Below are 22,570 nucleotides of genomic sequence, written 5' to 3'. Positions count from 1 at the left end.
ATGTATACATATAACATAATTAAAAAAAGCATAACATTTTCGGCTCTTGCATTGGCAGGATTGACGGTCTCGTGTAGCAAAGACTATTTAGAAATCGAATCATTTGGAACGCCAGTAGTAGAAAATTTTTATAAAACGCCAGCAGATGCTGAACAAGCTTTGAACGCAGCTTATTCTCCAATGAGAGAGATTTATGGTAAAGAAAACTTTTGGGCGGTTATGGGTACAGATATCATTCAAGGTGATATTGGTACGGATGATTTTATTAAAGGAGGAAATAGGTTGAATGATAATTTACCATTATTCGAAAAAGAAAGTTATGCCCTTTCCACTACCAATGTAGCAATAGAGCAAACTTGGGAAACCAATTACAAAGGTATTTTGTACGCAAACTTGATTTTGAATAAAGTATCTGATATTACTTTTACTGATGCCAACCGTAAAAAAGCAATTTTAGCCGAAGCTCATTTTTTAAGAGCCTATTACTATTTTGATTTGGTTAACTCTTTTGGAGGTGTACCGTTGATTGATAAACTACAAGCACCAGATGCGTACAATATTCCTCGTGCAACCGAAGCGGCTACCTATACATTTATCGAAAATGACTTGAAGGCAGCTATTGCCGATTTGCCTTCTCGTTTTACGTATGCAACTACCTACTACGGTCATGCAGATCTTGGAGCGGCACTAGGATTGATGATGCGTGTTTCATTGTACCAAAACAAAATGGATCAGGTGAAAACCTACGGAGATCAGTTATTTGCGATTCCTTATGTATTACAAAATTATGCTACCATCTTTCAACAAGAAGGCGAGTGGAGTCCTGAGTCGATTTATGAAATTAACTTTGCAACCAATGCAAGTATATTGGGTACAGGTATTACACAACGTATTTCGCCTCGATCAAAAAAAGGGGGTGGTTTTATGCAAGCTACAGATGATCTTTTGAACGAATTTGAAGCGAATGATCCTAGAAAAGCGGCCACTTTTTATAAAATGAATGAGCCAACTGCTTATGGAACCGGCTGGTATATTCGAAAATATTCATGGGCACCATACAGCAATTATTTAAGCCCAACGATTGGTGGAACAAATAACAGTGCCAATAACATCCGAGTATTACGTTTATCTGATGCGTATTTAATGTATGCCGAAGCGATTTATAAAACCGATGCTCCAACAGCTGTAGGATACATAAACAAAGTGAGAAAACGTGCAAGAGGTACTGCAGCAGCTACTGTTGTTCCGGATCTACCACTTACCTTAAACGGAAATCCGTTGCGCGATGCCATTTATCATGAGCGAAGAGTAGAATTGGCAGGTGAAGGCTATCGTTATCACGATTTAATTCGTACCGGAAGGATTCAGTCTGTTCTTGTACCACGTGGTTTTATTGTTGGTAAACATGAAGTAATGCCTATACCGTACTCACAGGTCACTTTGTCAAAAGGTGTTTTACTTCAAAATAATTATTAAGGATTGATAGGTTAAAGTTAGTTGTTTGAAAAAGGGATTGTTCTTCGGAACGAGGGCACTGAAAAACATCGCATATTTTGATTATCATCGTTTTTTAGACAATAAAAAAACGCTTGTAACAGGAGTTATATAATCCGTTGCAAGCGTTTTCCTTTTTAATCTTGATTTTTAATGTTGGTTCAATAAGGCTATTTTGAGTTTAGCTAGAGTCATTTTGAGTAATGCAGCAGTAGCTTTCATTTTTCTACATTAATTTGAGTATTCTTTTTAAGTTGACTGCGAAAATTGCTATTGCACCTTGCATTTGCATATTGGTAATGCCATATGATATTGCTCTATCATAACCATGTACATTTTTCAACTCACTATTTTTCGCTTCTATTTTATATCGATGTTTTGCTTTTTCTTTGTAATAGTCAGTTTCTTGAAAGCTGATTTGTTCTTGGTGTAAGTCCGATTTTATCGACACCGAATATGTTTTTGTCTTGGATCCTTCTTTATAACAACCCTCTTTTAAAGAGCAGGTCTTACATTTTTCCACATCAAAATAGTAGGTTTGTATTTGATTGGTTCCAACATTTTTTTTACCTTGGCGAGCCTTTCGTATGGCCATATGACCAGCAGTGCAAACAAATCTATCGGCATCTTTATTATAGTCAAATTTATCTTCGTCTTTTCTAGCTCCTTGTGCTATTGTAACATTTAGTCTGGCTACCACTTTAATATTTTGCTCCCTTGTGAGTTTGAGATTTTCTTTTCCTGTATAAGCTCCATCCCCAATAATAGTATCAACATCAATTCCGTTTTTTTGACTAATCGCTAAAAGTCTAGGTAATTCTGGTCCATCCCCTTTTTCACCTGATGTGACTACAGCCGCTGTAATGATGCGCTCCTCGGTCATAGCTAAGTGAGTCTTATATCCAAAGAAAGAACTATCAGCAGATTTATGACCCGTTTTAGCATCTGCATCTTTTGATAAGGTAAAATTTTCTTGAGTGTCTTCTACAGTTTCTTTGAGTAGATTTAATTTCTCTTTCACAGCTGGAATCGAACTTATTGACGGCTCATTTTCAATGCGTTTTTCCAACTCTTTACAATAAGCAAGTTCCTTCTCTAAGTCATTGTCTGTATTTTTTTCAGGCATATGTTCTTTGAATTCCTGCTCAAAGCTGTATACTGTTTTTCGCAGTAGCTTGGAACGTTCTCTCAATACATCGATGGCTAAAAATGGATTGGATCTTGATAAAGTATGTGTGGCATCAACGATGATAGACTTCGAACGAATAATACCTTTTTCGATAGCAATGGTGACTGTTTTGTTTATCAACAGATTTAATAGGTCGGTATCCTTTAGACGTAGTTTTCTAAATTTTGTTAACGAACTCGGATTGATAACATCGTCTTCTGGATTCATATCCAAAAAATATTTGAAGGACATATCGTATTGAGAACGCTCCACGACATCAATATCGGAAACAGTATAGATTGTTTTAAGTAGTAAATACTTAAACATACGAACGGGACTTTCTGCCATTCGCCCATTATTGGGACAGTACTTATTTAACAACTCATCGTAAATGAATGAAAAATCAATCAAATCATTAATTTTTCTTAATAGATTTTCTTTTGGAACTATTAAATCATACAACGAAGAATACTCGCTGAATTGTATTGTTTGTTGTTGTACTAACATCTAAAAAACACTTATAATTAGATTTAAATATAAGAAAAAAGGAGTAGAAATCCATAGATATCTACTCCTTTTTATGTGTCAATTTATTAGAAAGACTTTTTCAGTGCCCTCTTCGGAACAGTCCCTTTTTTTTTTGCTTAAAACTTTAACAATATTTGGGTTTTAAAAACTCATATGTTTCATTCTAAAAAACATATGATGTAGGTAAAAAGCGATGTTACGGCTTAAATTTGTAGCCCTGATCATACAATGAATGAGATATTGCAAGAGAATTTGCAGTTTATTCAAAAAAAGATTGGGGTTATTTTTTTTATAATTCGAAAAAAAAAATAGCAGACACACGTTTCGTTTTTGATCGTAAGGTTAAGTAAGTGAGGTAGAAGATATGTGCTGTAAGAAGTGATTTTACGGCAATAATTAATTACTAATAATTTAAACCAATTAGTGCCTATGATAGACTAAATGAATAAACAATTACAACTACTCTAACAACAAAAAAAAAATCAAAAATAAACTTTTATGAAACAAACTACTCGTTTAAGAACCACTACATTTCTTTGTAATCAAATGAAATTTACTTGGAAATTGACCGCTATTTTTTGCATGGGTACAGTTGTTGCCAAAAGTGCAACAAACTATTCAGAGAATGATAAAGCATACAATAAGATAGAGGTTGCTACAAAGTTAGTACAGCAAACCCAAATTAAAGGAACTGTCAAAGACTCAGACGGAATGCCCATTCCAGGCGTAAACGTAAATGTAAAAGGAACAACTGGTGGTACCACTACTGATATTGACGGAAATTATATACTTTCTGTTCCAGAAACAGCAAAGATTTTAGTTTTTTCTTATTTAGGCATGCAAACGACCGAGCTAGCTATTAACGGTAAAAAAGTAATCAATGTATCCTTAAAAAGTGATGCTGCTGCCTTGGATGAGGTAGTCGTAATTGGTTACGGAACCGTAAGAAAATCAGATGTAACAGGCTCACTATCATCTGTAAGTACAGAGGATATGAATAAAACACAAAATGTATCCATCGCACAGGCCATTCAGGGTAGAGCGGCAGGTGTAACTGTATCCAAAGGTTCGGGTACACCTGGATCTACACCTACGGTACGTATACGAGGAACGGGTACAGTAAATAATGCCGATCCTTTATATGTAGTTGACGGTGTGCCTATTAATGATATTTCGAGTATAAATATGGCCGATGCCAAATCTGTAGAAGTCTTAAAAGATGCTTCGGCTACGGCAATTTATGGATCTAGAGGAGCAAATGGTGTAGTATTGATTACTACAAACGGTGGTTCCAAAAATAAAACTACTATATCGTATAAAACATATACAGGTTTTCAGGAACGCATCGATAACTTAGATGTTTTGAATGCTAATCAATGGGCTACTTTGTATAACGAAGGGAAAGCCAATGATGGAAAACCATTGGATCCTAACTTATTGAATCCTCAAAACTTGCCATCTTACAATTGGAAAGATCAAGTGTATCAAACGGGAGTGATGCAGAGTCATCAATTATCTGCATCTGGCGGAAGTGATAAATCAACATATTACGTGTCTTTTGGATACATTAATCAAAAAGGTATCGTTGAGGAATCATCCTATAAAAGAACAAATTTCAGGGTTAATAATACCTACCAATTGACTTCAAAAGTAAAATTTGGTCATAATATCCAGTACTCAACTGCCAAAACAATCTCAGTACCAGAATATGGACAAAATCCTTGGTTCAGGTCTGCATTTGTGGGGTATTTGGTTGATCCTGTTTCTCCTATTTTCAATGCCGATGGTACCTATGGAGTACCAGGATATTCCTCAGCTACTAATCCTGCAGGATCTGTGAAATATGGTAAAACACCTCAAATTAAAGAAAGCTTTTTGGGTAATGTATTTGTCGAAGCTGACCTTCTGAAAGGGTTGACTTTTAAATCTAATTTTGGGTTACAAATAAACAATACCAAAGTAGATAATTTTGTACCCATATTCAACGTAGGACCAACATATAATGCTGTAACGAGTACGTACACGTTAAACCGTTCTGAAAGTAGGGTAATGATTTTATCGAATACCTTAAATTACAACAAAACTTTTGCCAAAAAGCATTTTTTTACTGCTTTGCTGGGACAAGAAATACAAGATTTAAGTGGGAATAACGTAAACACACAACGTAACGGAATTCCAGAAAGTGTTGCAAATCCTACTCTTGGAGCAGGTGATATTTCAAGTTCTAAGAATGACGGTGATATTTCAGAATCAAAACTTTTATCTTTCTTCGGACGTTTAAATTACAATTATAATGATCGTTACTTGCTTACAGGTACGTATAGAATTGATGGCTCGTCTCGTTTTGGTGCAAATAATCGTTGGGCAAAATTCCCGTCAGTTGCTGCGGCTTGGAACATTCACAAAGAGAATTTCTTTCATGTTGATCAAATTAGTCAATTGAAATTTCGTCTAGGTTGGGGTGAAACCGGAAATCAAAATATTCCAAACTCGGCAACCTACAACACATTGAATATTGGTACAAATTATATGTTTGGGAACGATGAAGCAACATCTACAGGTGTGGCTCCATTGATTCCAGGAAATGCTGACTTGAAGTGGGAAACTACAATCACCAAAAACCTTGGTTTGGATGTTGGTTTATTAAATAATTCAATTACGCTTACTGCTGATTATTTTATCAAAAACACATCAGATATGTTGTTGGCAGCTCCTGTTTTATTAACAGGTGGGTACCAAAATAGTCCGTATACCAATGCTGGAAATATTGAGAATAAGGGATTGGAATTTACAGCCAATTATAGAAAAGTGATTAAAGATTTCTCTTTTAATGTTGGAGGAAATATTTCATTCATAAAAAATAAAGTTACGGCATTGGCAGGACAAGGGAGTATTATTCAGTCAGGTCCAGCCCAAGGCTTTAGTAATATTGGTAGAACACAAGTTGGTCAACCTATAGCTTCTTTTTACGGGTATGAGATGTTAGGTATTTTTCAAAACCAAAAAGAAATTGATGAAAGTGCCACATTTGCCAATACCAAACCTGGAGATGTAAAATATAATGACATAAACAAGGATGGTGTCATAGATGATAAGGATAGAACTTTCATTGGATCACCTTTTCCAAAATTTACTTACGGTTTCAATATTGATTTGAATTACAAACAGTTTGATTTTTCTGCATTCTTCCAAGGGAGTCAAGGGAATAAAATCTTCAATGCTAGTTTGTATTATTTAGAAAGTGATTTAGGAACCAATCTAAGTTCGAATATGCTTAACAGATGGACTGGCGAAGGTACTTCAAATTCAGTTCCAAGAGCAACATTCGATAATAACGGAATCAATACCCAACAATCTAGCCGATTTGTAAAAGATGGTTCGTATTTACGTTTAAAAAATATACAGTTAGGCTATACTTTTCCGAAGTCTATTGTTGAAAAGATTGCATTAGATCAATTACGCCTTTATGTAGCGGCTCAAAACTTATTGACATTTACAAAATACAATGGTTTGGATCCAGAAATGGGAGTTGACTCAGCCTTAAGTAGTCCATTGGACATGGGGATTGATAGAGGTAGATATCCTTCGACTAGAACTATTTCTTTAGGATTAGATATTAATTTTTAATAAAAGCTGAAATGAAATCATATAAAAAAATAAAAAAATCTATAGTAGTATGTTCTGTACTAGCTTTAGGATCCTTGGTATCTTGTAATAATGATTATTTGGATGTAGGTGTTTATGGTACACCAGAAGTGGACAGCTTCTACAAAAGCCCTGTTGATGCTGAACAAGGTATAACGGCAGCTTATTCGCCTATGAGAGAGCAATATGGGCGTGAAAATTTCTTGGCCTCCACTGCTAGTACTTTACTATTTGGGGATATAGGAACAGATGATTTGCTAAAAGGTGGTGCAAGATCAAACGATGGACCACAATTATTTGAGAAAGAAACCTACGCATTAACCACTTCAAATACTGCCGCAGAAGCAATTTGGAAAGTCAATTTTAAAGGTGTTTTATATGCCAATCTAGTCCTTGCAAAAGTACCTGCTGTTGATTTTACTGATGCTAATAGAAAGAAGGAAATCTTGGCCGAAGCACACTTTTTACGTGCATATTACTACTATTATTTAGTTAACACTTTTGGTGGTGTGCCATTAATTGATAAGCCACTTGAACAAGGAGCTTATAATGTAGCACGCAGTTCAAAAGCTGAAACATATACTTTTATCGAAAATGACTTAAAAGCTGCCATTGCCGATTTACCGTCTCGTTTTGCAAAGCCAGCAACATATTTGGGGCACGCAGACAAAGGAGCGGCATTAGGCTTGATGATGCGCGTATCACTGTATCAAAATAAAATGGGTCAGGTGAAAACTTATGGTGAACAATTGTTTGCAACACCTTATGTTTTGGCTGATTATACTACAATTTTCAGACAAGAAGGAGAGTGGAATTCAGGTTCAATTTTTGAAATTAATATGTCTTCCAATGCAAGTAGTTTAGGTACTTACATAACAAGTATGATGACGCCAAGAAATAAGGGTGGTATCGGTTTTGGACAAATACAACCAGAATTGAGAAATGAATTTGAAGTGAATGATCCACGATTAGCAGCTTCGTTTTACACGGTTACAGGTAACTACGGAACTGATTGGTATAATAAGAAATACTCTTGGGCTCCCTATAGTAACTATGCAAAACCTACGACAGGAGGTACTGGAAACAGTGCTAATAATATTCGTATAATTCGCTTAGCAGACGCATATTTAATGTATGCCGAAGCGATTTACAAAGTTGATCCTGCAACCGCTGTGACGTATGTAAACAAGGTAAGAAAAAGAGCAAGAGGAACACAACCTATTACGGTAGTTCCAGATTTGATAGCTACTTTGAGCGGTGATGCGCTACGAGATGCAATATACCATGAGCGAAGAGTGGAACTTGCAGGTGAGGGATTGCGTTTTCAAGACCTCATTAGAACAGGAAGAGCCAAAGCACTACTTAGTCCTTTAGGTTTTGTCGAAAACAAAAATGAAGTAATGCCAATACCGTATTCTCAAACAGAGTTATCACAAGGTGTTTTACTTCAAAATAATTATTAATGAGTTGGTTTTAGTTAGTTGTTTGAAAAGGGATTGTTCTTCGGAACAGTCCCTTTTTTTTTATGTACTGAAATATGAAGAGTTAATTATGATTTGTTAGCTAATGCAATTTCTTGTAGGTCTTAATAACGAGCGTGGGGGTAGTTTGATAAAAAAAGCACTGAAAAGTAAATGGATTATGGTTAATAACGTGTTTAGATTTTAATAATTAAAATATTTAAGGCAGCAATAAGGTGATGTTTTGCTATTGTCTTTTTTTATACTCTTTAAAATGATGAAAAGTGATAATTCATCATTTTTTTTATTTGTTTATTTTTTTTTTAACTTAATTTAAGATAATGATTATTTTAACGATTAGATGATTGATTTATGATCCTGCATTTATTAATGTCTATTTATTTAATTTGTAGTAAAAACTTATATTTTTTTAATTAAATAGCATCATATATCTATTTTGATGTTAAATATTGAGAAATAACAGAGTACATTATTTTATTCAACTTTTAACTTTTTTTAGCAATACGCAGTTCTGTTAATACCGTAATTTTGTTCAAATAAGAAACTTAATTAACATATGAAACTTTGTTGATTAATGTTTGTACTCGAAAACTATTAAGAACTATTCTATTAATTAACCTAAAAAAATAAAAGTCTATGTAAAAGCTATTGTAAAATTGACTTTAGTATCGAAAAAAAAATTAAGAAATAAAACAAAATTATTTTATGAAAAAGATTAATCGAAAGGAACAAAAGAGTCCTTACAACTACCGGTTTAATTTAGCATTAAAATTAACTGTGATCATTTTTGGAATCACTATTAATTCTATGAGAGCAGACAACAAAAAAGCAAATAATAAATTAGAGGTATTAAATATTCAACAAATACAACAAATCCAAGTTAAAGGAACTGTAAGGGATACTGATGGCATGCCTATTCCAGGAGCCAATGTAATGATAAAGGGAACTACAACTGGAACTACAACAGATATTGATGGAAACTATATTTTAGCAGTTCAAGGAGTAGGACAAACATTGGTTTTTTCTTATCTAGGTTTAAAATCATTAGAAATTAAAATTAATGGAAAAATGGTTGTTAATGCTATTTTAACTAATGATGCCGCAGCATTAGAAGAAGTAGTTGTAGTTGGTTATGGAACAGTAAGAAAATCAGATTTAACGGGATCTGTATCTTCTGCTGATACAAAAGAATTAAATAAAACACAAAATACAAATTTAGCGCAAGCTATTCAAGGTAGAATGGCTGGAGTATCAGTAACTAAGGGTTCTGGAGGACCAGGTTCTACACCAACAGTGCGAATAAGAGGTATAGGTACTGTAAATGGCGCAGATCCATTGTATGTAGTTGATGGAGTTCCCATTAATGATATTTCTAGTATTAACATGGCAGATGCAAAATCAGTCGAAGTTTTAAAAGACGCTTCTGCAACTGCAATATATGGCTCTAGAGGAGCAAATGGAGTTGTTTTGATTACTACAAATGGTGGGACAAAAGGCAAAACAGTTATAACTTACAAAACATATGTAGGCGTTGAAAATAGAATTGATAATTTAGATGTCTTAAATTCACAACAATGGGCTACCTTATATAATGAAGGAAATGCAAATGATGGTAAACCAGCAGATCCAGCTTTAGCTAATCCTTCGGCACTACCAAATTATAATTGGAAAGATGCTATATATAAATCTGGTCAGATGCAAAGTCATCAACTGGCTGTTTCTGGAGGTACAGATAAAACAACTTATTACGCTTCATTCGGTTATATCAACCAGACAGGGATTCTTCAAAATTCTTCTTATAAAAGAACAAATTTCAGGGTAAATAATACCTACCAAATAATGCCAAAAATTAAAGTTGGTCACAATATTCAATACTCAAATTCAAATACCAATTCGGTACCATCTTTTGGTCCAGATTCGTTTACAAAAAGTGCATTTGTAGGCTATATGATTGATCCTGTATCCCCTATATACAATGCAGATGGTTCTTATGGGCAGCCAAAATATGTTTCTTCTTTAGCTGTCAATCCATTAGGATTAGTTCAATTCGGACAATCACCTAATACTAAAGAAAGCTTTTTGGGTAATGTGTTTTTAGAGATCGAAATTATTAAGGGGTTAACTTTTAAATCTAATTATGGTTTACAAATAAATGATTCTAAAGTAGACAACTTTAAACCAGCATATAATGTTTCTCCATCTTATAATTCACCTGTAAGTACTTACTATTTGCAAAGAAATGAAGACAGAGTTTTAATTATGTCTAACACTTTAAATTATAATACTACTTTTTCAAAAAAACATAATTTTACGGCACTATTAGGACAAGAAATTCAAGATTTAAGTTCAAACAATGTAACAGCACAACGTAATCAAATACCTGAAAGTGTTGCTAATCCTACGTTGGGATCGGGAGCAGTATCTACATCAACAAATGGAGGCGGAATTTCAAATTCGAAGTTATTATCTTTCTTTGGTCGAATTAACTATAATTATGATGATCGCTACTTATTAACGGGTACCTATAGATTAGATGGCTCATCTCGTTTTGGTTCAAATAATAGATGGGCACAATTTCCATCTTTAGCTTTGGCATGGAACATCCATAATGAAAAATTCTTTCATGCGAATGCTATTAATCAATTTAAGTTTCGTGTAGGTTGGGGAGAAACAGGTAATCAAAACATTCCTAATTCATCTACATTTAATACATTAAACATAGGTAATAATTACCCCTTTGGTGATTCTAAAAATACTGGGTTAGGTGTTGCACCATTACAACCAGGAAATCAAAACTTGAAATGGGAAACTACCAAAACGTCAAATATAGGACTTGATTTGGCTTTTCTTCATAATTCGGTGACATTTTCTGCAGATTATTTTATTAAAAATACTTCAGATATGTTAATGCCAACTCCCATACTTGGTATTTCGGGTTATTCACAAAATCCATATACAAATGCGGGAAATATTCGAAATAAAGGAGTAGAGTTGACAGCAAATTATAAAAAAGTAATCAAGGACTTTTCGTTTAGTTTAGGAGGTAATATCTCGTTCATTCAAAATAAAGTACTAAGTCTTAATGGTGAAGGAAGTCTTATCCAAACAGGAAGTGCAAATGCATTATATAATATCAGTAGAACTGTTGCAGGACAGCCTTTGGCATCATTTTATGGTTATCAAATGGAAGGCATTTTTCAAAACCAAAGTGAAGTAAATTCAAGTGCAATTTTACCAAATACCAAGCCGGGGGATGTAAAATATAAGGACTTAAATGGAGATGGAGTGATTAATGATAATGATAAAACATTTATAGGTTCTGCATTTCCAAAATATACGTACGGTATTAATCTAGATATGACGTACAAGCAATTTGATTTCACAGCCTTTTTTCAAGGAAGTCAAGGTAACAAAATTTTTAACTCTACAGATCGTTGGTTGGAAGCTGATTTAGCATCAAATTCAAATACTAATGCTTTAAACAGATGGACTGGCGAAGGGACATCTAACTCTGTACCAAGAGCAACGTTTGATAACTCTGGGAATAACGCTCAAATTTCGAGTCGTTTTGTAAAAGATGGCTCTTATTTGAGACTGAAAAATGTTCAAATTGGATATACTTTACCAGATAGTATTTTAGATAAAATAGCAATAAGTAAGCTTCGTTTATATGTATCGGGACAAAATCTACTAACCTTTACTAAATATGATGGTTTGGATCCAGAAGTAGGAGTTGATAATACACAAAATAGTCCTTTGGATATAGGTATCGATAGAGGTAGATATCCATCGGTACGAACAATTTCTTTAGGATTAGATGTTAATTTTTAAAAAATATTGAAGATGAAATTATATAATAAATTCACGAAAAAAGTTAAATACTGTTCGCTTATTCTTTTTGTAAGCATGATTTCATGCAGTAAAGATTATCTAGAAGTTGGAGTCTACGGAACTCCTGTTACTGAAAATTTTTATAAAACACCAGTAGATGCAGAACAAGCCTTAATTGCGGCTTACGCTCCTATGAATACCATGTATGGACCAGGCGATTTTTGGGCAGGAATGGGATCAGATATTTTAATGGGTGACGTGGGATCAGATGATTTTTTAAAGGCAGGAGCGAATATTTCAGATAATATTCCATTGTACGAAAAAGAAACGTACGAAATTACAACAACAAATATATCATTACAGCATATTTGGGATTTAAATTATCAAGGTATATTATTTGCTAATTTAGTTATAAAGAAAATACCAGATATCGAATTTTCAGATACTAACAGGAAAAAACAAATTCTAGCCGAAGCTCATTTTTTAAGAGCCTATTATTATTTTGATTTAGTGAACAGCTTTGGAGGAGTTCCATTAATTGATAAATTATTAAAGCTTGGGGAATATACAATTCCTCGTGCGAGTACCCAAGAAACATATGCTTTTATCGAGGCTGATCTCAAAATAGCCATTGCTGACCTACCATCAAGATTTAATAGTCCTGCATCTTATTTAGGGCATGCAGACAAAGGAGCTGCATTAGGTTACATGATGCGTGTTTCGTTATACCAAAATAAAATGGATCAAGTAAAAGAATACGGAGACCAATTATTTACTTTGCCTTATACATTAGCTGCTAATTATGCTTCAATTTTTAACTCTGTAGGAGAATGGAATTCAGGGTCAATATTTGAAATAGTTTGTTCATCCAATACCAGTAATTTGGGAACAACTGTAACACGTTTTATTTCACCGAGGAATCAGAAAGGATACGGCTTCATGCAAGTTAAAGATGAATTAAGGAAAGAATTTGAAGATAATGACCCTAGATATATGGCTTCTTTTTATAATGTAACAGGGAATTATGGTACCAATTGGTACAATAAAAAATATTCATGGGCACCAAATAGTGACTATTCTTTTCCTACAGTCGGTGGTGTTAATAATAGTGCAAATAATATTAGAGTACTTCGTCTTTCTGATGCTTATTTGATGTACGCCGAAGCTATTTATGATAAGGATCCAGCAACAGCAGTTAAGTATGTAAACAAAGTGCGTACTAGAGCTCGAGGAACACAACCAATAACTGTCGTCCCAGATTTGGCTGATACTATGAGCGGCAAACCATTATTAGATGCTATTTACCATGAACGTCGTGTAGAATTAGCAGGTGAAGGCTATAGGTATCAAGATTTAATTAGAACAGGTAGAGCTGGTACAGTATTGGCTCCGTTAGGTTTTGTAGTAGGTAAAAATGAAGTAATGCCTATTCCTTACACTGAAGTGTCCCTTTCTCAAGGGGTAATAACTCAGAATACGGGATATTAGTCAGGTGACTTACATTAAATTAAAAAGGAGTATCATAGATTGATACTCCTTTTTTGTTAAACTATCTTTTATAACTAATTGCCCATTTATGTTAGTATAAAAAACATATGTTTGACCTATTTCTAAATTAAGCCATTAGATTTGTACTTTACTATACAACCAAAATTTGTAGGAATTCAAGATGAAAAAACTATTTTTAGCGGTCTGCTTTATGACAATTGTTTGTTGTGGCCTGACCAAAGCACAAGCACAAGAAATCAATTTTAATGATTCATGGAAATTTTTTAATGCAGAAGCCGATGGCGCCGAGCAAGCAAATTTTAATGATTCCAAATGGCGTAATTTAAGTTTGCCACACGATTGGGCAATCGAAGGTCCATTCGATTACAAACACAACGCCCGTACCGGCGGATTACCTGTTACAGGAACTGGATGGTACCGTAAAAACTTCAAAATGCCACAAGATGCCAAAGGCAAAGTGGTTCGAATTGAATTTGAAGGTGCTATGTACGATGCGCACGTTTGGGTAAACGGTCAGTTGGTTGGCAATAGACCTTTCGGTTATATCGGTTTTGAATATGATATTTCGAAATACCTTAAATATGATGGTTCGAATAATACAATTGCTGTTCGTTTACGTCCGCAAGATTTAGCTTCACGTTGGTATCCAGGAGCGGGATTGTACCGTTCGGTTTGGATGAAGATTGATGAAACAGTACATGTAGGACATTGGGGAAGTTATATTACTACGCCAACGGTGACTGCAGAAAAAGCGGTAGTTCAAAATGAAACGACGGTGGTAAATAAGGAAAATAAAGAAGTTTCGGTAGTTGTAAAACACGAATATTTTTCACCAGCTGGAAAATCAGTTTCAACAGTTGATGAAACGATTACTATCGCACCTAATTCTTCAAAAGTTTCCGCTTTGTATAGTTTTATTCTAAAGCCGGAACGTTGGGATACAGAAACTCCAAATTTGTATAAAACGGTTACAACTATTACTCAAAATGGAAAAATTGTAGATACCTATGAAACTAAAATTGGACTACGATCTATCGCTTTTACAAAAGATGGGTTTTTCTTAAATAATAAAAAAGTGCGTTTTAATGGCGTGTGTTTGCACCACGACAATGGTTCATTAGGATCTGCAGTGTATAAAAGAGCTGATCAGCGCAAGTTACAAATGATGAAAGATATGGGTACTAATGCTATCCGTACAAGTCATAATCCACCTTCAACAGAGTTTTTAGAAACATGTGATGAGTTAGGATTATTAGTTCTTGACGAATCATTTGATATGTGGAAAATGCCAAAAGTAGAAAACGGATATAGTATGTTTTTTGATGAATGGGCAGAGCGTGATTTGAAAGATATGATTAGAAGAGATAGAAATCATCCTTCAATTGTTATGTGGAGCACTGGAAATGAAATATTAGAACAAGGTGATAAAAAGAATGGTTGGAAAGTCGCTAAAACGTTAAACGATTACTGCAAAGAGGTTGATCCTTCACGTCCAACGACGATGGGAATGAATAATTATTCAAATCCTTATGACAATAACTTTGCACAGCAAGTAGATATTGCTGGTGTAAATTACAAGCCAAGTAAATATTCTGAAATTCGTTCTAATTACCCGGAGCTTCCAATTTATGGTTCGGAAACCTCTAGTATTACAAGTAGTCGTGGGGTATATCATTTGCCAATTGAAAAATATGAAAAACATGCCTCAAAACATGTAACTAGTTACGATATCATTGGACCTTCATGGGCTTATCCACCAGATATTGAATTTCATTTTCAAGAAGAAAACCCATTTGTAATGGGAGAATTTATTTGGACAGGTTTTGACTATTTAGGCGAGCCAACACCTTATGGAGGAAGAGATAATTCCACCAACGGACATTGGAATGGTGATTGGCCATCACACAGTTCTTATTTTGGAGCAGTAGATTTAGCTGGTTTTCCAAAAGACAGATTCTTTTTGTATCAAAGTCATTGGTCAACAAAACCTATGATTCACTTATTGCCACATTGGAATTGGAAAGGAATGGAAGGAAAAGAAATTCCGGTTTATTGTTATACGAATGTGGATGAAGCCGAACTTTTTGTAAACGGTAAATCAATGGGTCGAAAAGTAAAAGGAAAAGATTTGACAGAAATTAAAGTGAATTTTATTCGATACGAACCAAAAACTTTTCAATCGAAATACCGTTTGTCATGGAATGTACCTTACGAGCCAGGAACAATTAAAGTAGTTGGTTATAAAAACGGGAAAGCAGTAAACGAAGAAGTGATTAGAACAGCAGGAAAACCAGCTAAAATCAGTTTGTCTGTTGATCGTTCAAAAATAACTGCTGACGGTCAAGATTTGGCTTATGTAACGGTTAAAATTCAAGACAAAGACGGAAATCTAGTGCCTGATGCCGATAATTTAGTAAACTTCTCCGTTAACGGAGTGGGAACATTAGTTGGTGTGGATAACGGAAATCAAATTAGTTTGGAATCTTTTATTGAACCAAAACGTAAAGCATTTAGCGGTATGTGTTTGGCTATTTTGAAATCTTCAAAATCAAGTGGTAAAATTACATTGAAGGCGACTTCAAAATCATTAAAAAGTGCGGAAGTAACTATTGAAACTAAGTAATTCTCTAATGAAAATAAGTACCAAAATACAAGTTGCAATCTTTGGCTGTCTATTAATTGGACAGTCATTGATGGCACAAGAGAAGCGACCAAATATCATTGTCATCGTAGCCGATGATTTAGGCTACGCTACAACAGGAGCTTTTGGAAGTGATGGAACACATGTAAAAACACCGAACATTGATAAAATTGCCAGCGGTGGTGCTAAGTTTACCAATGCATATGTGACCGCATCTGTATGTGGACCTTCGCGTTCTGGCTTGCTTACGGGCAGGTACCAAGAGCGTTTTGGAGTCTATGCCAATACCGATACACAGAAAGGATCTGCCGTTCCAGCCTCTGAAAAAGTGATGGGTTATTATTTCAAAAAGGCAGGATATACAACAGCTGCGATTGGAAAATGGCACGTAGGTGTCAAATTACCGGGACAGCATCCGTTGGATCGTGGTTTTGATAAATATTATGGTTTTAATAGTGCGCAAACGGACTATTTCAATTCACCTATTTTATACGATGGTAATGAAAAAGTAAAAAAACACGATTACTTGACTTTTCAATTTACCAATGAAGCGATTAGTTTTATAGATTCAGCTAAGAAAAAACCATTCTTCATGTATTTGGCCTACAATGCAGTACATGGTCCTAATCAAGCTCCGGATGATTATATGGCTAAATTCAAGCATTTGTCAAAATCAGATCAAGTAAAAGCAGCTATGGTTGCCGCTTTGGATGATAGCGTTGGAAAACTTTTGGACGAATTGAAAAATAAAGGTTTGGAAGAAAACACCTTAATCTTCTTTATGAGTGATAACGGAGGTTTGCCAACTTGGTGGAAAGGGAGTAATGCGCCTTGGCGAGGTTTCAAAAGAGAACAATGGGAAGGTGGTTGCCACGTACAATTTATGATGCGCTGGCCAGCAAAAATAAAAGCAGGCCAAGTACGTCAAGAGTTGACTTCGTCTTTGGATGTACTGACTACAAGTATGGCTGCAGCCGGAATCGAAAATTCAAAATCGTATAAGTTAGACGGTGCCAACTTATTACCCGTTTTCAATCAACCTAAAAAACAAGTGGTACACGAATCACTGTTTTGGGCAGGTTCACACGTACCCCGTGAGGAAGGTGCGAAGATGGATGAAGATTTCGAAAAAGACAATGCACCACCTTCATGGGCTGTTTGTAGTGGCAAATGGAAACTAGTGCAGATGATGGCCGAAGGAGAACCAATGTTATACAATTTGGAAGAAGATCCAGCAGAAACTAAAGACGTAATAAGCCAAAATAACGCTATTGCCAAAAAAATGTCCAAAGATTTTGCTTTTTGGTACAAAGATATGGTAACACCAATTACTTGGGATAAAGCTTATTATGAGCAACTGAAAACAGTTAAATAGTTTTAGAATTACGACGAAATGCCTTTTGGCAAAAGTTATATAGTTTTAGTAAAAATGAAATAATATAGATACGTGAAAAAATCAAATCTTATATTCAAAACCATAGTTGGATGCCTTATTTTTATAGGGCATTCTGCTTTTGCACAAGAAAAAAAGCCGAATATTATTGTCATCGTGGCAGACGATTTAGGATATGCAACAACTGGAATTTACGGACAAGATGGCAATAGAATCAAAACACCCAATATCGATAGAATCGGGAAGGAGGGAGCGCAGTTTACCAACGCCTATGTGACTGCATCGGTTTGTGGGCCTTCACGCTCGGGATTGCTTACGGGGCGTTACCAACAGCGTTTTGGTTCGTATGCTAATTTTGATAGCCAAAGAGGTCCAGGTGTTCCCGCATCAGAAAAAGTTATGGGAACTTATTTTAAAGAAGCGGGATATACTACTGCTGCGATTGGAAAATGGCATATTGGTGACAAGCTTCCGGGACAGCATCCTATAGATCGTGGGTTTGATAAATACTACGGTTTTAATAGTGCACAAACCGATTATTTCAATTCTCCCATTTTGTTTGAAGGAAAGACAAAAGTACTGAAACACGATTACTTAACGTTTCAATTTACCAATGAAGCCATTGATTTTATAGGAGCGGCAAAAGACAAACCGTTTTTTATGTATCTCGCTTATAATGCCGTTCATGGCCCAAATCAGGCGCCAAAAGAGTATATCGATAAATTCGAATCTGCTGGAAAAGGAGATAAAGCTATGCTAGGAATGCTCGCAGCATTGGACGATAGCGTTGGTAAATTATTAGATTATTTAAAAGAAAAAAACTTAGAAGACAATACTTTAATTTACTTTTTGAGTGATAATGGTGGATTGTCGTATTGGTACAAAGGCAGCAATGCCCCATGGAACGGTTTTAAAAGAGAACAATGGGAAGGTGGGTACCATGTGCAATACATGATGCGTTGGCCTAAAATGATTAAGGCAGGACAAGTTCGTAACGAAATGATTTCGTCCTTGGATATTTTACCAACGAGTATGGCTGCAGCCGGAATCAAACCAGCCAAAAAAGACCAGCTTGACGGTGTCAATTTATTGCCTATTTTTAATAGAAAAGAGACTCAAGTCGTACATCCATATTTGTTCTGGGCAGGTTCGCACGTGCCAGGAGCCGATGCGAGGCCAGCAACTGATTTTCCATACAAAAAAGATGATGCACCACCTTCATGGGCTGTTCGTAGTGGCAAATGGAAATTGGTTCAAATGATGGATGTTGGGCCGCCAATGTTGTATGATTTGGATACTGACCCGACAGAATCCAAAGACGTAATCAAGCAACATCCCGAAATCGAAAAGAGCTTTAAAACTGAGTTTGCTAAATGGTTCAAAGACATGAAAACACCAATTGCATGGGATCCAAAATACTATGAATTGTTAAAAACGGTTAAATAATAAAAAGAGCCTTTTGTTTGTATTCTATGAGCAAAAGGCTTTTTTTCTAAACAAGAAATAGAATGAAATTACGATTAAGAAATACAATTGCCCTCCTTACTATTCTCCTTTGGGTGAATGGGATAATGGCCAAAAACATAGCAATTTATAATAATATTTCTGTACATGATAATAGCAATTCAAAAGCGGTGAGCTATGCTGCAAGGGCTTTGCAAAGTGATTTTAATCTGAAGTTTGGTACTACAAAATCATCGAAAAAGCTCATCAATATTGAATTGAATATCAATAAGGATATGCTGGGTTTTGATAAGTACCAGATTGAAATTTTAGAGAATAAAATCATATTTAATGGTTCTGATGAACTTGGATTGATACACGCCATCTATACTTTTTCCGAAGATTATTTAGGAATAGATCCTTATGTTTATTTTACAGATTTAGTTCCAGAGATCGCTAACTCAATTCAAATTAAAACAGGGAAAATTAGTTCAAAACCGTACACTTTTAAACATCGTGTGTTTTTTGTAAATGACGAAGATTTAATTGTCGGTTTTCAAATGGAAAAATTACAATATGGTTTCAATCCTGAATTCATGGAGAAGTTTTACGAAACCATGTTACGACTTAAAATGACAGGTGTAATTCCATCTACTTTGATATTGTCAGATGAACCACATCTTAAATTAGCTTCAGACATGGGATTGTATATTGCGCAACATCATGCAGAACCTGTTGGAAGTATACCACTTTTTTGGCCCAAAGGCATTCCTTATTCTTGGTCTACCCAAAAGGAGCATTTTGTTAAATTTTGGAGGGATGCTATTGAGCGACAAAAAGGTAAAAACGTAATTTGGACTTTAAATTTTAGAGGTTTACTCGACCGTGCTTTTTGGGATGATGACCCAAGTATGTCCAATAAAAGCTCTATAAACGATAAAGCTAAAATCGTAAACGAAGTGATTCAAACGCAGTACGACCTCATTCGTGAAATTACAGGAAATCAAGAACCATTGGTTTGTGGATATTTATGGGGCGAACTTGGAGGTATGTTTCGTCAAGGGCTGATTAAATATCCAAAAAATACCATGATACTTTTTGCAGACCAAGGCTATGGTACCTTTCCAGACGGGACTTGGGAAGCAGCTGATGCATGTACGCTAATGAAAGGGGTGTATCAACACGTATCTTATCATAACCGCAGAACACATTTGCGTATCAATACCATTCATCCTAATGTGTTACATCGCGAAATGGCGAAAGCCGTCAGCCATAATTTAACCGATATGATTGTGCTGAATGTTGGGAATTTTAAAGAAAAAATATTTGGTGTGCAACAGATGGTCAATTATATGAATGATTTTGATTCGTATAAAAATCAGGCAACAGGCGATTATTACTTTGATTGGTATGCAAAGAAAATGTACAATACAAACTCCGCTTCAATCAGTCAAACCTACAAAGACTTTTTTTCGAATCAGTTTGATTTGGGAGATCCAGAACGTAATCCAGGTGATGAGTGGTATTTTTATTATGTTGAACGATTATTAAACATGGCATATCAAAAAGAAATGGACGATAAATTTTTTGATAAAGAGTTTCCTGGCGATGGCAAAAAGGAGTATTTAAAGTTGAAAGATTTTAAATCGAAAATGAATTTTGCTATGGATGCTTATGCAAACCTTTACGAAGCTACGGAAGATAAATGGGCTGTTTCGGTGCAACGTACGCTGGATGCTAAAGGAGAATTAAAAGGAAGTAAACTGAATTTTTATACGATTGACATGGCGCTTCCAACAGAAAAAATGTACAATTTAACAGCAATGGCAGCTGATTTTTCGAAGTCATTAAATTACTATGCAAACAAAGACTATCACCAAAGTCAATTAGCTGCTTATGCCGCTTTGGAGCATGCCAAAAAAGCCGTAGAAATAGAAAAGAGGATAGAACAAAATGGTTCAGGTAAATTCAAAGATTGGTACCGTTGGGATGAAACAGCCTTAACGTATCGCATTGTGGAAGTTTTAGAAAATTATATTTCACATGTAAAAGACCTTAAATTTTTTAACCTTGAATATATGAATCGCAATTCAAAAACTCCAGGTATCCAATATAAATACCAGCCATTTTTCGAAAGCGAATACCAGAAAGAGCTAATTTTTATGCAAAATGCAGAGTAAGTTGTAAAGGATTTTAGATAATCAAAAAAATCACATTTGGCAAAAATCCAATTTTTTTATAAAATAAACTATTGAAGTAGAGGAAATAGGAATGATTGACTTTATGAAATAAATGGATATGAAAAATAATATTATTATGATTCAAAAAACGATGGTCCTTGCTATGAGCTTTTTAGCTTTAGTGTCTTGTAAATCTAGTTTGAACAATAAAAATCTAGTTCAAGAAGTAAAAGACTATAAAAACTTAAGTTTCATACCACTTTCACCAGAAACGGTGGCTAGTTTTCAAAATAATATCAAATCAAAACAAGTGTTGGTGGAGCCAGATAATTTTGTTTGGGGGTTAAGTGTTGTAAAATGGGAAGGAAAATACCATGCCTATTATTCAAGATGGAAGAAAACATATGAACACAAAGGTTGGATGACTCATTGTGAAATTGCACATGCTGTTTCTGACAATCCTGCAGGACCTTTTGAATTTGTAAATGTAGTGTTGGATGCTGCTAAAACTTCAGGTTGGGATGTAAATAATTCGCACAACCCATATGCTGTTGTTGCAGATGGAAAAATTTGTTTGTACTACATTGCAAATGATATTAAAGCGTTACTTGAAAAAGAAAAAAGTTCAGATCCAACAGACAATTGGTTTGATGAAAATAGGTCTGAAATAAGAGACAGTCAACGAATAGGTGTTGCGGTGGCAAATTCTCCTGCTGGGCCTTTTGTAAGATCAGAGAATGTTGTCGTAGCGCCAGATGATGTTAAATTTAAAAAAATAGCAGTTAATCCTGCGGTCATTTATAAAGATAAGAAGTATGTAATGATCATGAAAGGGGATGATTTAAAACACGAAGAACCATTTAGAATTCAATTGGTTGGGACTTCTATGAAGCCGAATGGACCTTTCGAATTTAAAAAGAAACCGGTCTATGCTGAAGCTCAAACGGAAGATGCAAGTATGTGGTTTGACCAAGTGATAAACAAATATTATATGGTTTGTCATGTAATGGGAAAAAGCGAATTGGCATTGTTTAATTCGAAAGATGGTTTTGATTGGCAACAAGACGAAAGAAATATTTTCATGAAAAAAGAATTTATTTTATCAGATGGAACGCTGTGGAAACCAAAACGTGTGGAACGTCCGTTTGTATTAACCAATGAAAAAGGACAACCCATTATGATTTATGTGGCGGTGTATGATAATAATGTAAACGGAAATATTGCTATTCCTATTGAATATAAAAATTAGAAATATAA

General features: G+C 34.9%; 11 protein-coding genes. 10 read left to right on the top strand and 1 reads right to left on the bottom strand.

Going from position 1 to position 22,570, the window contains the following annotated elements; translation table 11 throughout:
- Positions 1-1,476 carry a RagB/SusD family nutrient uptake outer membrane protein gene (locus FFWV33_RS18150; protein WP_245891582.1) on the top strand — a complete coding sequence of 492 codons (1,476 nt, stop codon included), beginning with the start codon at positions 1-3 and terminating at the stop codon, positions 1,474-1,476.
- 244 nt (positions 1,477-1,720) lie between these two features.
- On the opposite strand, the gene FFWV33_RS18145 is transcribed toward FFWV33_RS18150, so the two are convergent.
- Complete coding sequence (locus FFWV33_RS18145; protein WP_108739214.1) at positions 1,721-3,169, bottom strand: IS1182 family transposase; 1,449 nt, start codon at positions 3,167-3,169, stop codon at positions 1,721-1,723.
- A gap of 519 nt (positions 3,170-3,688) precedes the next feature.
- Between FFWV33_RS18145 and FFWV33_RS18140 the strand changes: the two genes are divergently transcribed.
- From FFWV33_RS18140 to FFWV33_RS18100, 9 genes are all read left to right on the top strand, one after another.
- Positions 3,689-6,817, top strand: a complete 3,129-nt coding sequence (locus FFWV33_RS18140; protein WP_108742205.1) for a SusC/RagA family TonB-linked outer membrane protein — start codon at positions 3,689-3,691, stop codon at positions 6,815-6,817.
- An 11-nt stretch (positions 6,818-6,828) separates the two neighbouring features.
- Positions 6,829-8,298 (top strand): RagB/SusD family nutrient uptake outer membrane protein, encoded by a 1,470-nt coding sequence (locus tag FFWV33_RS18135; protein ID WP_108742204.1) that lies wholly within the window; start codon positions 6,829-6,831, stop codon positions 8,296-8,298.
- 723 nt (positions 8,299-9,021) lie between these two features.
- Entirely contained in the window at positions 9,022-12,147 is a 3,126-nt protein-coding gene (locus FFWV33_RS18130) for a SusC/RagA family TonB-linked outer membrane protein (RefSeq protein WP_108742203.1), read from the top strand.
- A 12-nt stretch (positions 12,148-12,159) separates the two neighbouring features.
- On the top strand, positions 12,160-13,635 hold the full coding sequence (locus FFWV33_RS18125) for a RagB/SusD family nutrient uptake outer membrane protein (protein WP_108742202.1): 1,476 nt from the start codon (positions 12,160-12,162) through the stop codon (positions 13,633-13,635).
- A gap of 181 nt (positions 13,636-13,816) precedes the next feature.
- The gene (locus tag FFWV33_RS18120; RefSeq protein ID WP_108742201.1) at positions 13,817-16,279 is read left to right on the top strand and encodes a glycoside hydrolase family 2 TIM barrel-domain containing protein; all 2,463 of its coding nucleotides are present in this window, start codon (positions 13,817-13,819) and stop codon (positions 16,277-16,279) included.
- Between the two features lie 7 nt (positions 16,280-16,286).
- A complete protein-coding gene (locus FFWV33_RS18115; protein WP_108742200.1) occupies positions 16,287-17,672 on the top strand; it encodes a sulfatase-like hydrolase/transferase in 1,386 nt (461 codons plus the stop codon).
- Between the two features lie 72 nt (positions 17,673-17,744).
- The gene (locus FFWV33_RS18110; protein WP_108742199.1) at positions 17,745-19,136 is read left to right on the top strand and encodes a sulfatase family protein; all 1,392 of its coding nucleotides are present in this window, start codon (positions 17,745-17,747) and stop codon (positions 19,134-19,136) included.
- A 62-nt stretch (positions 19,137-19,198) separates the two neighbouring features.
- Complete coding sequence (locus tag FFWV33_RS18105; protein ID WP_108742198.1) at positions 19,199-21,313, top strand: glycosyl hydrolase 115 family protein; 2,115 nt, start codon at positions 19,199-19,201, stop codon at positions 21,311-21,313.
- Between the two features lie 118 nt (positions 21,314-21,431).
- Positions 21,432-22,562, top strand: coding sequence for a glycoside hydrolase family protein (locus FFWV33_RS18100; protein ID WP_245891580.1), 1,131 nt, complete (start codon positions 21,432-21,434; stop codon positions 22,560-22,562).
- Positions 22,563-22,570: the final 8 nt, after the last annotated feature.

Source organism: Flavobacterium faecale, assembly GCF_003076455.1.
In the GTDB taxonomy this organism is placed as follows: domain Bacteria; phylum Bacteroidota; class Bacteroidia; order Flavobacteriales; family Flavobacteriaceae; genus Flavobacterium; species Flavobacterium faecale.
Note: the sequence above shows the minus strand (reverse complement) of the source record. Positions and strands in the feature narration are given on the sequence as shown.